The organism is Nocardia sp. NBC_00416, from assembly GCF_036032445.1.
Classification (GTDB): domain Bacteria; phylum Actinomycetota; class Actinomycetes; order Mycobacteriales; family Mycobacteriaceae; genus Nocardia.
The window spans coordinates 5,421,294-5,434,222 of record NZ_CP107932.1 but is presented as its reverse complement, the minus strand read 5'-3'; the positions used below and the strand labels follow the sequence as shown (position 1 = coordinate 5,434,222).

The following is a 12,929-nucleotide window of genomic DNA, read 5'->3' as shown; positions in this document are numbered from 1 at the left end:
CCGACCCGCGACGCCGAAGGCGGCGCAAATAAACACAGACCTTCCCGAGCAACCCCACCTCTCTCCCCTCACAAGTGAGCCGACTTCCTCACCTTCACAAATCACACACCCACCCCCATGCGCCGCCGCATCCCCGTCAGCGGCCGTTTCGGCGGAAGGCGGTGTCGGTGGCCTCGCGGCAGCGCTGGCCGCTCATCGGTGAACACGGGGTGCCCGGACTCGGGATCAGTCCGGGCGCCACCGAGCGCGAGACCGCCCAAGATGACATTGATCAGATAGACCGAATGCCATGAGAAGCGGTTTCGATGCCCAACACCCCTAACCGGGGTTGACGAGGGCCCCGACCCCGCGCCGCCGAAGGCGGCGCCATAGACACAGCCGACGCCGTAAACAGCTTGCCTGTAGCCTCTAAGCCGATGTCCACGAAAGCCCCGACCTCGACCCAGGCGTCCGGTACGGATACCCCGCCGGCCGGCGAACCAGTTACCGCCGGCGCAGGGTTCACGTTACCCACGCGAACCAGGACGCTCACCGGATGGGCCCGCACCGCGGCGACCTCCGCCGAAGTGCTCTCGACCACCGATCCCGAACTCATCGCCCGCGCGGTCGCGATGGTCGCCGAGGATAACGACGGTAAACCCGAGTATCTGCGGCGTGGTGTCATCGCCCGCGGTCTCGGCCGTTCCTATGGTGACAACGCGCAGAATGCGGGCGGGCTGGTCATCGATATGACCGCCTTGAACAAGATCCACCGCATCGATCAGGACACCCGGCTGGTGGACGTCGACGCGGGCGTCAACCTCGATCAGCTGATGCAGGCCGCGCTGCCGTTCGGTCTGTGGGTGCCGGTACTGCCGGGCACCCGGCAGGTCACCGTGGGTGGCGCGATCGGGTCCGATATCCACGGTAAGAACCATCACAGTGCCGGCAGCTTCGGCAACCATGTGCGGTCCATCCAACTGCTCACCGCTGACGGTGAGGTCCAGACCATCAGCCCCAAGAAGAACGCCAAACTCTTCTGGGCCACGATCGGCGGCTGCGGGCTGACCGGCATCGTGTTGCGGGCCACGATCGAGATGACGCCGACCGAGACCGCGTATTTCATCGCCGACGGCGATGTGACCGCGGGACTCGACGAGACCATCGCTTTCCACAGCGACGGTTCCGAGGACAACTACGAGTACAGCTCGGCCTGGTTCGACGCGCTCAGCCCGATGCCGAAGCTGGGCCGCGCGGTGATCTCACGCGGTTCGCTGGCCAAACTGGATCAGCTGCCGAAGAAGTTGCGCAAGAATCCGCTGGGTTTCACCGGGAAGACGTTCTTGACGTTCCCCGATGTCTTCCCGAACGGACTGTTGAACAACAAGACATTCACGCTGGCCACCGAGGTCTGGTACCGGAAGGGCGCGACCTACCGGCAGAAGCCGCAGGACCTGACGGCTTTCTATCACCCCCTCGATATGCTGGGCGAATGGAACCGCGCCTACGGGACGCGGGGTTTCCTGCAGTACCAGTTCGTGGTGCCGCCGGAAGCGGTTCAGGAGTTCAAGCAGATCCTGATCGATATCCAGGCCAGCGGGCACTATTCGTTCCTCAATGTGTTCAAGATGTTCGGCGAGGGCAACCAGGCGCCGCTGAGTTTCCCGATACCGGGCTGGAATGTCTGCCTGGACTTCCCGATCGCGCCCGGTCTCAATGATTTCGTCACCGAATTGGACCGGCGGGTCCTGGAATTCGGTGGGCGGCTCTACACCGGTAAGGATTCGCGCACTACCGCCGAAACCTTCCACCAGATGTATCCCCGGATCGACGAGTGGATCAAAGTGCGCCGCAGCGTCGACCCCACAGGCGTTTTCATGTCCGATATGGCGAGAAGGCTGGAGCTTCAGTGATCAACGCGGTAGGCAATCCGCAGTCCATTCTGCTGTTCGGCGGGACCTCGGAAATCGGCCTCGCGATCGTTGCGGAGTATCTGAAGAAGGGGCCGGCCCGGGTGATCCTGGCCACCCTGCCCAACGATCCGCTCAGCGATACCGCCGTCGCCCAGATGAAGACGGCCGGAGCGAGTCAGGTCGATATCGTCGACTTCGACGCGCTCGATACCGAGAGCCACCCGAAGGTGGTCGAGCAGGCCTGGGCCGACGGCGACATCGATGTCGCGATTGTCGCGTTCGGCCTGCTCGGCAATGCCGAGGAACTGTGGCAGGACCAGCGCAAAGCTGTACAGATCGCACAGATCAACTACACCGCCGCGGTGTCGGTGGGCGTGCTGATCGGCGAGAAGATGAAGGCCCAGGGCTTCGGCCGGATCATCGCCATGTCCTCGGCGGCCGGTGAGCGGGTGCGGCGGTCCAATTTCGTGTACGGCTCCACCAAGGCCGGTCTGGACGGTTTCTACCTGGGTCTGGGCGAGGCGCTGCGCCCGTTCGGGCCGCGGGTGCTGGTGATCCGCCCGGGTCAGGTGCGCACCACGACCACGCTCGAGCACTGGAAGGCCACCGGCGCCAAGGAGGCCCCGCTCACGGTGGACAAGGAAGAGGTCGCCGCGCTGGCGGTGGCCGCTTCGGAGTCGGGCAAGGAGCTCATCTGGGCGCCGGGAGCGTTCCGGTACGTGATGATGATCCTGCGCCATATTCCGCGCCCGATCTTCCGCAAGCTCCCCGTCTGATCAAAATCTCCCGCCGCACGCCGGTCGCACCCGTATCCGGGTCGGCCGGTGGGTGTGGGCCCACCCCGAAAACTCGAGGGCCGTCGACACCGGATCCGATCCGGTGACCGACGGCCCTCGTCGTATTCGATAAGCCCGGCCGGCCACGAACCCGCGTGGCGGCGGCCGCTGTCACACGCGCGTCATTCGCTGGCCCAGTTCCCGGCGCAGCACCTCCTGAGACGGCAGGCGCCCGAGGACGCGCAGGACCGTTGGTCGTAGTTCCCGTTGCTCCTCATCGGTGAGCAAGCCGACGAGATCGCGCAGTTCCATATCGTCGAAGGCCGAGTTCATGCGAACCAGGGTACGGCGCGAAAAAGCTTTCGTCATCCATTCGACAGTTCCCTCACGTGGAAATAAACCAACATGTGACGGATCGCACATCATAGACGAGTTTCGATGCAGCGCAACTCAGTTCACCCGACTCGGATCGGATCATCGGTGCTCGAACCGCCCCGATCCTCCTCTGTGACGGTCAGTTCCGCCGGGCCGGCGTCGGGTCGGTACGGGGTGAAACGCTCCAGCGAACCCCAGTCGCGGGCCCAGTCGTCGGAGAGATAGGTGGCTACCGAATCGGCTTCGAGCAGTAGCTCGGTCCAGCCGAGCGGGCCGCCGCCGATACTGTCCTGCCACGCGTTCGAGGCATCGGAACCCACCCGGTCGGGCAGGATCCGCCACCGCGGGACCTCCGCGACGCCGTGATTGTGGTCGAACGGGCGCTGGCACCCGAAGGCCAGACCGACGTGCCAATCCAAAAGGACCGGATCGGTGTGTCCGACAACCGAATCCAGCGTGGCCAACCGCGGCAGCCGAGGCGGTGTGACCGCCAGCCACTGCCGAGCGGTGATGTCGTTGTCCACCGCCACCAGGCGGACCGCGTTCACCTCACGGGGCAACTGGTCCAGTGGAACCCGCAGATTGCGCCACGACGGGTTGGGTCCGATATCGAGCGGGGTCACCGACCCCAGAACATTCATGGTTCCGTCGGCGGCACGTGTTCCGTACTCCAGCGTGAGGTCCTGGCCGTAGGTGAGCACACCGTCGGCATCCACCGACCTGATCCGCCCGGCGGCCGTGAGGGCCAGCACCCGGTAGGCCGGATCGGCGCGCATCGCGTCGGTCAGATCGAGGCGATACCACTGCGAGGTGAGTTTCGCCTGCTGCTGATCGCCGCTGTGGTAGCTGCCGAGCACGGGCGTCCGCGCGGGGTCCAGCCCGAAGGGCAGGGCCACCGCCGAACCGTTGATACCCGTCTGGACCGAGGAACCGCCGCCGGTACCCGCACCGGTGGTGGCGGTGGTCTTGTTCTCGGTATCCGATTCGATGGAATTCGCGCTGCCGGAGACGGTTTCCTCGGCGTCGGCGGTCAGATCCTCGGCGACGCCGTCGGGAGTGAAACCGGTGGTCTGCGCGCCGGGTTCGGTGGAGACCAGACCGTTGGCGGGATCGCCTTCGTACGGGAGCAGCAGCGAATCGGCGGTATCGGTCTCCACCAGCACATCGTCGGCCATACCGCACGAATCACCGGCCAGGGCACGGAAATTCGATTTGGCGATCGAATACGCCGGGTACTGCCCGACAGCGGCTTTCGTCAAGGACGCTATCTCGAAGAGCACCAGCAGTGCCGCGGCCACCGTGAGCGGCGCCGAAGCATACCGGGCCGACCGCGACGGCGAACCGCCGCGATAGGGCGCGCGGTAGTGCAGCCACAGCGCCACCAGCAGGGCGAGCACGGCGAGACCGAGGAACAGCGTGGACAGTCCCTTGCCCGCGATCAGCGGGGCCTTGTCCCACCATGGGACACCGTAACTGGACACGTACCACCAACCGTTGGACCCGGTGAAGGTGATCGCCAGCAGGAACAGGACCGCGGCGGCGAACAGCGCCCGGTTGCGCGGAGCCCGGATACCGTTCGTGCCCACCGCGACCGCGGCCAAGGCGGCGAGCGAACCGGCCAGGCCCGCGTACACGCCGAAATGATGGGTCCATTTGGTGGGTGTGAACATCATCAGCAGCAGCGAGGCGAACACAATGCCGAGAATGCGCACCGACGGACCACGCGAGGTGCCCGGGATCCGGCCCTTCCGCAGTACCTGCAGCACGCAGACGAGCAGGCAGAGCAACATGAGCAGGACCCCGAAACGCCGGGCCAGCGAGCCGTCCGGGGACAGCATGAGCAGCGAATCCCAGCGGGTGCGCTCGTCGAACCACGCCACATTCGGGCCGATCGCGGTCCGCACCCGGGTGGCTTCCATCACCGTCGACAAGGTCTGGTCGGCGAAGATCACCACCAGCACCAGGGTGCCGGCGGCCAGGCCCGGGGCGATCAGGCTCGCGTACCGCAGCACCGCACCCGTGGAACCACCACGCGCCCGCTTGACGATGATCTGCAGAACGGGCCGCGAACCCGCGATCAGCGCCGCGATGCAGATCAGCCCGGTCGGCCCGGCGGCCAGTGAGAACGCCGCGATGAGCACCGCCACCGCGGCGGGCAGCAGCCGTGCCGTGGCGATAGCGCGTTCGATCGAACACCAGGTGAGCAGCGCACCCGCGGCGATCAGCGGTTCGGGCCGCAGACCGTTGTCGTAGGGCAGCCAGAACGCCAGGAACACCAGCCCGGCCGTCCACAGCGCGATCTGGTTCCCGCGCACCCGCGCGCCCAGGCGGGGCAGTACCTCCCGGCTGATCACCAGCCAGCACACGACCCCGGCGAGGAGGGTGGGCAACCGCATCCACACGCTGGAGTCCGAGATCCGCGACATCCACGCCAGCACCTCGTAGGACCATCCGAACGGCGCCTCCGGGACCCCGAACCAGCGGTAATAGTTCGCCAGGTATCCGGACTTCTCCGAGACGCGGGCCATGTTCAGGATGTAGCCGTCATCGGAGGTGTTGGCACCGATGATGTGCCAGACGGCCAGCACCCCCAGCACCGCGCCGTCCGCGAGCCGGAAGCGCCACCAGTGCGCAGGCAGGAACCGGCGGGCGCGACGGCCGTCGGCGGTGTCGAGCAGGTGCAGGGCCAGCAGCGCGAGCACCGTGCAGACCACCGCGCCGATGATGGCGGCGAGTTTCAACGGGGTCGGCGAGGAGGTGAACCGGGAGTCGATATCGGCGTGCAACCGGATGCCGTCGAGCTGCTCCGGGGCGAGCTCGGTGAACACGCCCACCAGCTGGGGACGGATATCCCGATCCACCTGTGCCCGGAACGCCGTCCCGTCGGCGCGGGCGGTCCCGGTGAGCTCCGCGGTGGTCGCGGCGGCGGTCGAGGTGACGGTCAGGGATTCGCAGCCGCCCAGCTCGGCGCGTTCGGCGGAGAGCAGCGGCACGTCGCGCAGCACCACCGACAGGGTGTCACCGGTGGCCGTGACCCGCAGCCCCCGAGCCGAGGCCTGGCCCGATTCGTCCGGAATCGTCGAGACCACGGTGCCCTCGGCACCGCCGAGCACCGGGCACGGCACCGTGAGATCCAGCCGGAGCGGCTGATAGCTCACCAGCGGCGCCTCGACACTGGCGGCGCCCGCCTGCGGCCAGTCCAGGCTCGTACGGTCCTGACGCACCGGCAGCAGGGGCGCCAGAATCGCCAGCACGAACCCGAGCAGCCCGGAAACGAGGGCCAGCAGGCGGATACGGTTCAACGCTCGAGGAGATCGGTCCGGTCGCACGGGGCTCGACTCTAATAGGTGCTGCTGAGAGGAACCCATCCGCGGACCGCACACGGCCGGAGCGGAGTCGGCGCGACCCGCCGGCAGGCGCTCCGAGCGGAGGCAGCGGTACGCCCGTGACAGGTGCCGCTGGGCGAGCCCGTCCGCGGACCGCGCACGGCCGGAGCGGCGGTCAGAGGTTGCCCGGGCGACCCTTCCGGCGGCGGATACGGCCGCGCCGTCCGGAATCGCTCAGCGGTTCAGCACGACCAGGGTGAACGGGCCGATTTCGGTCGTGGTGAACCGCGGGTCGTCGAACAGTTTCGCGGGAAACGCGACGGTGTAGCGGCGGACGTTCGGATCGTTCGGGTAGACGTCGGCGGCCAACCGCAGTGTGTACTCCTCGCCGCTGCTCCGGAACAGGAAGGCATCCGGGGCCCGCCAAGGCGCGGCGGCCATCGCGTCGAGAAGTTCGTCCGGGGTGTCGAGTTCGCTCCACCGCTCGATCTCCGCGGACCGGGCCGCGTAGTCCGCCAGCGGATTGGCGTAGTGCGAGGTCAGTCCTTGGAAACCGAAGTACGGGTAGTAGGCGAGGAAGGTGGTGTCGCCGGTGAGCACCACGTTCTCCGACGGCTCGCGGCCGGTCTGCGCCCGCAGCCGGTCGTCGATATCGCGGTAATGCTTGACGGCGGACGGGTCACGCTGGTCGGCGCGGTTGCCGTCCCCGTCCGTATCGGTGTAGGCGGTGGTGATCTCGGGCCCGAGCACATGGGGTATGTCCTGGCAGTAGGCGAGCGCGCCGGCCGTCGCCAGGACGATGGCCACCCAGCGGAACCGCGCCGGTTCGTTGAGCGCCTGGTACACCGCGCGGGCGCCCTCCACGAAACCGAACCCGCCCGCCGCGGCGAGCAGCACCAGCAGCACCGGTTCCAGCCGGAACGACAGCAGGGTCGAGCCGGCCGCGGTGGCCAGCATCGACAGCAACGACCACAGATACACCGCGACCACGCCGAGCCCGAGCGACTGGGCGCGCCGCGACGAACTCGCCCGCATCACCAGCCAGACCACGCCGATCAGGCACAGGGCGCCGAGCAGCGAGAAATGGACCATCGGCAGCGGCAGTTCGGATCCGGCCTCGGGCAGGTAGTGGAACGCACCGCCGGACTGCAGCGCCGGGCGGTCCAGCATCCGGGCCAGGAACGGCAGGAACACCGGCAGCGCGATCAGCGCGGCGATCACGCCCATCACGATCAGCCGCAGCAGCGGGGCGCCGATCGCCTGCCCGGCACTGCCCACCGGCTCCGGCGACTCCCCGGTATGCGTCGCGATCCGCCGCGGCGTCCGAGCCGCGTAGCGCGCCCGCAGCCCGAGCCCCGCGGCGACCACGGCCATCAGTACGACGGTGAACACGGCGAACGCGAAGTACAGGGTGTAGAAGGCGGCGGCGACACCCAGGAACAACCCGGTGCCGAGCACAGCCCCCCAGCCACCGGCGGTCCGTGGGGACCCGTCGTCCGCGTCGCCGGTCTGCGCCGCGCCGCGGCGAGTGATCTCCGCCGGACGGTAGAGCGCGCCCCAGGCCAGTACGAGGACCGGAGGCAGCAGGATGGCGATCACCGCGCCGTAAGCCTCGGGCGCGGCATAGGTGACGGCCACAGCCGTCGCAGCGCCGGTCACCCCCACCGCCCAGTCCGCGCGGATCAACTGGGTCCACAACACCAGCGACACCACCGCGGCCACCGCGATCGACCCGATCGCGTACGGCTTGAAGACCTCCCAGCCGTCCATGCCCAGCACATTCGCCACGCGCCCGCCGAACCAGAACCAGCCCGCCGGGTAGTACGGCGGCAGATCGGCGTAGGTCATATCCCGCAGCGCGGCACTGTCGGTGAGCCGGGTCAGGTATTCGGTACGGAATTCCTGGTCCACCGAGATCCCGAACAGGTACAGCTTGGTCGCGGCCAGCGGCATCCCCAGCGTGACCGTGACGAACGCCGAAATACCGGCCCAGGACAGCAGTTTCGCCAACCACCGCGAGCGCCGCAGGCGCAGCAGCGCGATCGACCCCGCCACCAGCGCCACCGCCGCGACCTGCCCCACCGTGGTCAGCGCCCGCACGACATTGGAGGAGTTGAACGCCGGCCATTGCACCAGCGAGAAGGCGACCAGCCCCACGGCGACCACCACCACGGCGACCATCGTGGCGAGTACCGCCTCACCGACTCCGGCCCTGACCTGACGCACCAACCGCGCGCCGCGACTCGTCGTCATCGGCGTACTTACCTCCGGCTTTCGATCCACCTACTGGGCGTCGGTCAGCCTAGTGCAGGCGCCCCGCCGACCGCCGCGCACACGAAGCGGACGGCACCGGTCGGCAGGGAAGGTCAGTAGCCGGGATCGGCTGGACCTTCGTGCACACTGATCTGCTGAATTTCTACCGAGAGCCGCGTCGCGGTGACGAAGTCCGAATCATCGTGCACGATCACCAACCCGTGATGTGCGGCGGTAGCGCAGACTTGCAGGTCCACCGCTGACAGGCATTGATGGCGACCACGCTCGGCGGCGTAGTACTGCATCTTGCCGATCCATTGGCCGGCCCCCTTGGGCACCCCGGCATCCCGGTACAGGGTGTCGAACATTCGGCAGAAGTCCGAATACTCCTTCAGATTTCGCGCCGAGGTCAGGAATTCGCAGCGTTGCGGGTAGCAGGAACGGAACTCACCGTATGCGAGGGTTTCCCGCCAGCGATCCAGGACGGAGCGGTCCCGGAGAATGCGCCACAGCGCCGAGGAGTCGACCAGGTAGCCGGTCATCGGTCGAAGGCCCTCTTCTCCGCCGCATGCGCCGCTTCGGCGCCTTCGATATCCCAGTCACGTGCCAGCTCGAAGTAGTAGTCGACCGCGGCGGCACGGTTCAGGCGCTGGTTGTACTGACGCAACGCCTCGGCGACCGCTGCAGTCTTGGTCTTGTGCCCGCCTAGTTTCTTCGCGGTTTCCAGTTCTTCGTCGTCTATCTCGATATGGGTGAGCGACATAACGACCTCCTGTACAAAACTGCGCCGACCGGGCACTGGAAATTGTACATTCCGGTGCCCGGTCGGCGCAGTCGTCAGCAGGTCAGAACACCCGGAGCTTGCCCGGATCCCACAGCCCGTTGCGGGTCTCGGCACCGGTCTCCAACTGCGCCGGAACCGCGTTGTAGTACTGGTCGTAGCGCTCCAGCGTGCCCCAGTCGCGACCCCAGTCGTTCTTCAGATAGGTCGGGATCGTGGTCGACTGGGCCAGCATCTGGGAGAACCCGAGCGGGCCGCCGAACTCCTGGGCCTGCCAGGTGTTCGTCGAGCTCACGGCCAGCGGGCGGTCCGGCAGGATGCGGAACTTCGGCACCTCGGCGACCCCGTTCTGATGCCGGAACGGACGCTGGCACGGGAACTGCAGGCCGACCGCCCAGTCGAGCAGGACCGGCTGCTCGGATCCCAGGTAGTCGTTGACCGTTTCCAACCGCGGCACCCGAGGCGGGGTGAAGGCCAGCCACTGGTCGCCGATCAGGATCGGATCGTTGGCGACGATGCGGACGGCGTCGGCTTCGGGCGCGAGCTCGTCCAGCGGCACCCGCAGGTTGCGCCAGGACGGGAACGGGCCGATATCGCGGGGCAGGTAAGTCCCGATGTAGCTGACCGAACCGTCCGGCTGCCGTTTCCCGTAGTCGACGGTCAGCGACTGGCCGTACTCCATCGCGCCGGTGTCGTCGTAGGACAGGATGCGCCCGGCCGCGGTGATCACCACCAGCGGATGATCCGGCGACCGCTCCGGCAGTTCGTACCAACTGGAGGACAGGAACGCCGGCTGCTGCACGCCGTCCTGGTAGCTACCCAGAATGGGCGTGGTGGCCGGGTCCAGGCCGAAGGGCAGCGCGACGGTGCTGCCGTTCACGCCCTGTGCCCCCTGACCACCGCCGGTACCCGCGTTCTGGCCCTCGGCGAAGGCCGCGCCCACCGACTGGTTGGAGGTGTTACCGGTGCCCGGTTTCACCTCGACCGCGTCGGCGGACAGATCGTCGGGCAATCCGTTGGGATCGAAGCCGACCGGATCCACACCGGCCAGCGGGTCGTTCGGGTTGGTGGGCGGATGCGCGGGATCGACGATCGGATTCAGCCGCCCGGCGTTCGCGTTCGACTCCACCAGCACATCGTTGGCCAGACCACAGGTCTGCCCGGTGAGCGCGTCGATATTGCCGCGGGCCAGCGAATACGCCGGATACTGCGAGTACGCGCCCTTGGCCATGGAGAGGACTTCGAAGAGAACCATGGCCGCGGCCACCACGGTGAGCGGAATGGCCGCGAACTTACGAACCCGGCGCCCGCGTGCGGTCCTGGTGGACGTCGGTGGTTTGGCGTAGCCCTCACGCAACGCGTGCCAGCCGACCAACAGCAGGGCCAGACCGAACAGGATCAGCATCACCGTGTTGGAAGAGATGCCGCCCAGCACCACCCGCTTGTCGAACCAGGGCACCCCGTAGCTGGACACGTACCAGTAGCCGTTGATTCCCGAGAAGGCCAACGCCAGCGTGAACATCAACCCGGCCAGGAAGACCGCCCGATTCTTGCGGGCCCGCAGCGCCGAAGCCGACACCGCCACCGCCGTGACCGCCGCCAGCGAACCCGCGATACCGGCGTAGGCGCCGAAGTGGTGGGTCCACTTGGTCGGGTTGAACATCATGAAGAAGATCGTCCCGAACACCACGCCCATCAACCGCCAGGTCGGGCCCGCGGCGATACCCGGCACCCGGCGGCGGCGCAGCAGCACCAGCATCGTGGTGAACAGGCACAGCAGCATCGCCAGGAACGCGAAGCGGCGCGACAGCGATCCGTCGACGGTTTCGACGAACAGGTAGTAGTAGCGCAGGTAGTCCTCGTACCAGGCCAGGTTCGGACCGGCCAGCTGCCGGACCCGGTTCGCCTCCTGGATACCGGCGAAGGTCTGATCGCTGTAGACAACCGTCAACACCAGGAACCCGGCCGCGGCCAGCGGCGCCAGCAACGCCACGGTTCCGTGTTCGCGATGGCGGCGCACGATGACGCGGGTGATGGGCCGGATACCGGCCAGCAACGCGGCCACACACATCAGGCCGGTCGGGGCCGCGGCGAGGGTGAACGCCGCGATCACCACCGCGACGGCGGCAGGCAGCAACCGCGCCGTCGCGATCGCGCGTTCGATGGAAACCCAGGTGAGCAGCGCGCCGAGGGCGACGATGGGCTCCGACCGCAGACCGTTGTCGTAGGGCAGCCAGAACGCCAGGAACACCAGACCACCGGTCCACAGCGGAACACTGCCGAACCAAGCCCGGCCGCGCGCCCCGCGCAGACCGTTGCCCAGCCGCGGCACCACCTCGCGGCTGATCACCATCCAGCACAGGATCCCGCAGGCCAGCGCGGGCAATCGCACCCAGGGGCTGGCGGTGGAGACCTCCGAGAACAGCTGGATCACGTAGTAGTACCAGCCGAACGGCGCCTCCGGAACGCCGTACCAGCGGAAATAGTTGGCCATATAGCCGGCGTCCGGCGCCACCCGGACCATGTTCAGGATGTAGCCGTCGTCGGAGGTGTTCGCGCCCAGGAAGTGCCAGATCAGCAGGATGCCGATCACACCGCCGTCGGCGATGGTGGGTTTGAGCCAGTGCGCGGGCAGGAACCGGCGGTGGCCGCGGCCGTCACTGGTGTCCAGCCGCGCCAGAGCCACCAGGGACAGCAGTGTGCACACCACCGCGGCGATGATCGCGACGAGTTTGATCCAGGTCGGGCTGGAGATGAACCGGGTGTCGATCGTCGAATCCAGGCTCAGGCCCGCGGGGATACCGCCGGTCATATCGGTGAACACACCGACCATCTGCGGGCGCAGGTCCCCGATCAGCCGGCCCGCATTGGGCTCCCCGGTATCGGTCGTGAGCCCCACGAACGCGGCGCTGGTGGCCTCGATATCGGACCGGATGGTGATGGCCGAGCAGTTCGCCATCTCCGCACGGTCGGCGGTGGCCACGACCGCGTTGCGGTCCACCACGTCCACCGAGGTCTCCGAAACCCGGACGAACAGCGCCTCGAGCGCCGCCCGATCGCCCTGTGGGGGCGCGGTGGCCAGCAGCATGCCGCCCTGCGGGGGTAGCTGGTTCACCGCCGAGCACGGAATGCTCACGGTGAGGTCGACCGGCACCTGCGACATCAGCGGCGCCTGCACATTGGCCAGACTGTCGTTCTGTGGCCAGCTCAGCGTCGCCGTGGTCTGGGTGACCGGCAAAAAGGGCGTGGCGATCGCGAAGAGCGCACCCAGGACGCCGGTGATGATCGCGACGAGGCGCGCGATCCGGAAATCCTTCGGCGCGACCTTCGGCTCCGGCTCCGGTGGCGTCTTCGTCAGTACTGCGGTGGCGACTTCTGGCACGCTGGCATGCTACTTGGGCGCAACGCGCGGGGCCGGTTGGTGCCCCGGCGCGTACCCGAACGGCACGAAAACACACCCGGCGATCGGTGCATGGAAACCGCCGGAAAAGGGTAAAGATGGGCGGCTGGCACAATCGGCCGGGAA

At 67.6% G+C, this 12,929-nt stretch carries 8 protein-coding genes; 2 read left to right on the top strand and 6 right to left on the bottom strand.

From position 1 onward, the window contains the following. The first annotated feature begins 416 nt into the window (after window positions 1–416). On the top strand, window positions 417–1,892 hold the full coding sequence (locus OG804_RS23335; RefSeq protein ID WP_328389889.1) for an FAD-binding oxidoreductase: 1,476 nt from the start codon (window positions 417–419) through the stop codon (window positions 1,890–1,892). Next, window positions 1,889–2,668, top strand: a complete 780-nt coding sequence (locus tag OG804_RS23330) for a decaprenylphospho-beta-D-erythro-pentofuranosid-2-ulose 2-reductase (protein WP_328389887.1) — start codon at window positions 1,889–1,891, stop codon at window positions 2,666–2,668. Before OG804_RS23335 ends, OG804_RS23330 begins: the two co-directional genes overlap by 4 nt. A 171-nt stretch (window positions 2,669–2,839) precedes the next feature. Here the strand turns inward: OG804_RS23330 and OG804_RS23325 are convergent, their stop codons facing one another. The 6 genes from OG804_RS23325 to OG804_RS23300 form a co-directional block, all read right to left on the bottom strand. After that, entirely contained in the window at window positions 2,840–3,001 is a 162-nt protein-coding gene (locus OG804_RS23325) for a hypothetical protein (protein ID WP_328389885.1), read from the bottom strand. Between the two features lie 122 nt (window positions 3,002–3,123). Next, a complete protein-coding gene (locus OG804_RS23320) occupies window positions 3,124–6,411 on the bottom strand; it encodes an arabinosyltransferase domain-containing protein (RefSeq protein ID WP_328389883.1) in 3,288 nt (1,095 codons plus the stop codon). A 192-nt stretch (window positions 6,412–6,603) separates the two neighbouring features. Further along, a complete protein-coding gene (locus OG804_RS23315; RefSeq protein WP_328389881.1) occupies window positions 6,604–8,622 on the bottom strand; it encodes a galactan 5-O-arabinofuranosyltransferase in 2,019 nt (672 codons plus the stop codon). Window positions 8,623–8,735: 113 nt separating this feature from the next. Further along, window positions 8,736–9,164 (bottom strand): PIN domain-containing protein, encoded by a 429-nt coding sequence (locus OG804_RS23310; RefSeq protein WP_328389879.1) that lies wholly within the window; start codon window positions 9,162–9,164, stop codon window positions 8,736–8,738. Then, on the bottom strand, window positions 9,161–9,385 hold the full coding sequence (locus OG804_RS23305; RefSeq protein WP_328389877.1) for a type II toxin-antitoxin system VapB family antitoxin: 225 nt from the start codon (window positions 9,383–9,385) through the stop codon (window positions 9,161–9,163). Before OG804_RS23305 ends, OG804_RS23310 begins: the two co-directional genes overlap by 4 nt. A gap of 82 nt (window positions 9,386–9,467) precedes the next feature. After that, complete coding sequence (locus OG804_RS23300) at window positions 9,468–12,785, bottom strand: arabinosyltransferase domain-containing protein (RefSeq protein WP_442941607.1); 3,318 nt, start codon at window positions 12,783–12,785, stop codon at window positions 9,468–9,470. Between the last annotated feature and the right edge of the window lie 144 nt (window positions 12,786–12,929).

What these genes read in the sequence shown, in the direction of transcription:
- OG804_RS23315 (WP_328389881.1), bottom strand. Translation starts at nt 8,622, where the DNA reads ATGACGACGAGTCGCGGCGCGCGGTTGGTGCGTCAGGTCAGGGCCGGA.
- OG804_RS23325 (WP_328389885.1), bottom strand. Translation starts at nt 3,001, where the DNA reads ATGAACTCGGCCTTCGACGATATGGAACTGCGCGATCTCGTCGGCTTG.
- OG804_RS23335 (WP_328389889.1), top strand. Translation starts at nt 417, where the DNA reads ATGTCCACGAAAGCCCCGACCTCGACCCAGGCGTCCGGTACGGATACC.
- OG804_RS23320 (WP_328389883.1), bottom strand. Translation starts at nt 6,411, where the DNA reads ATGGGTTCCTCTCAGCAGCACCTATTAGAGTCGAGCCCCGTGCGACCG.
- OG804_RS23310 (WP_328389879.1), bottom strand. Translation starts at nt 9,164, where the DNA reads ATGACCGGCTACCTGGTCGACTCCTCGGCGCTGTGGCGCATTCTCCGG.
- OG804_RS23305 (WP_328389877.1), bottom strand. Translation starts at nt 9,385, where the DNA reads ATGTCGCTCACCCATATCGAGATAGACGACGAAGAACTGGAAACCGCG.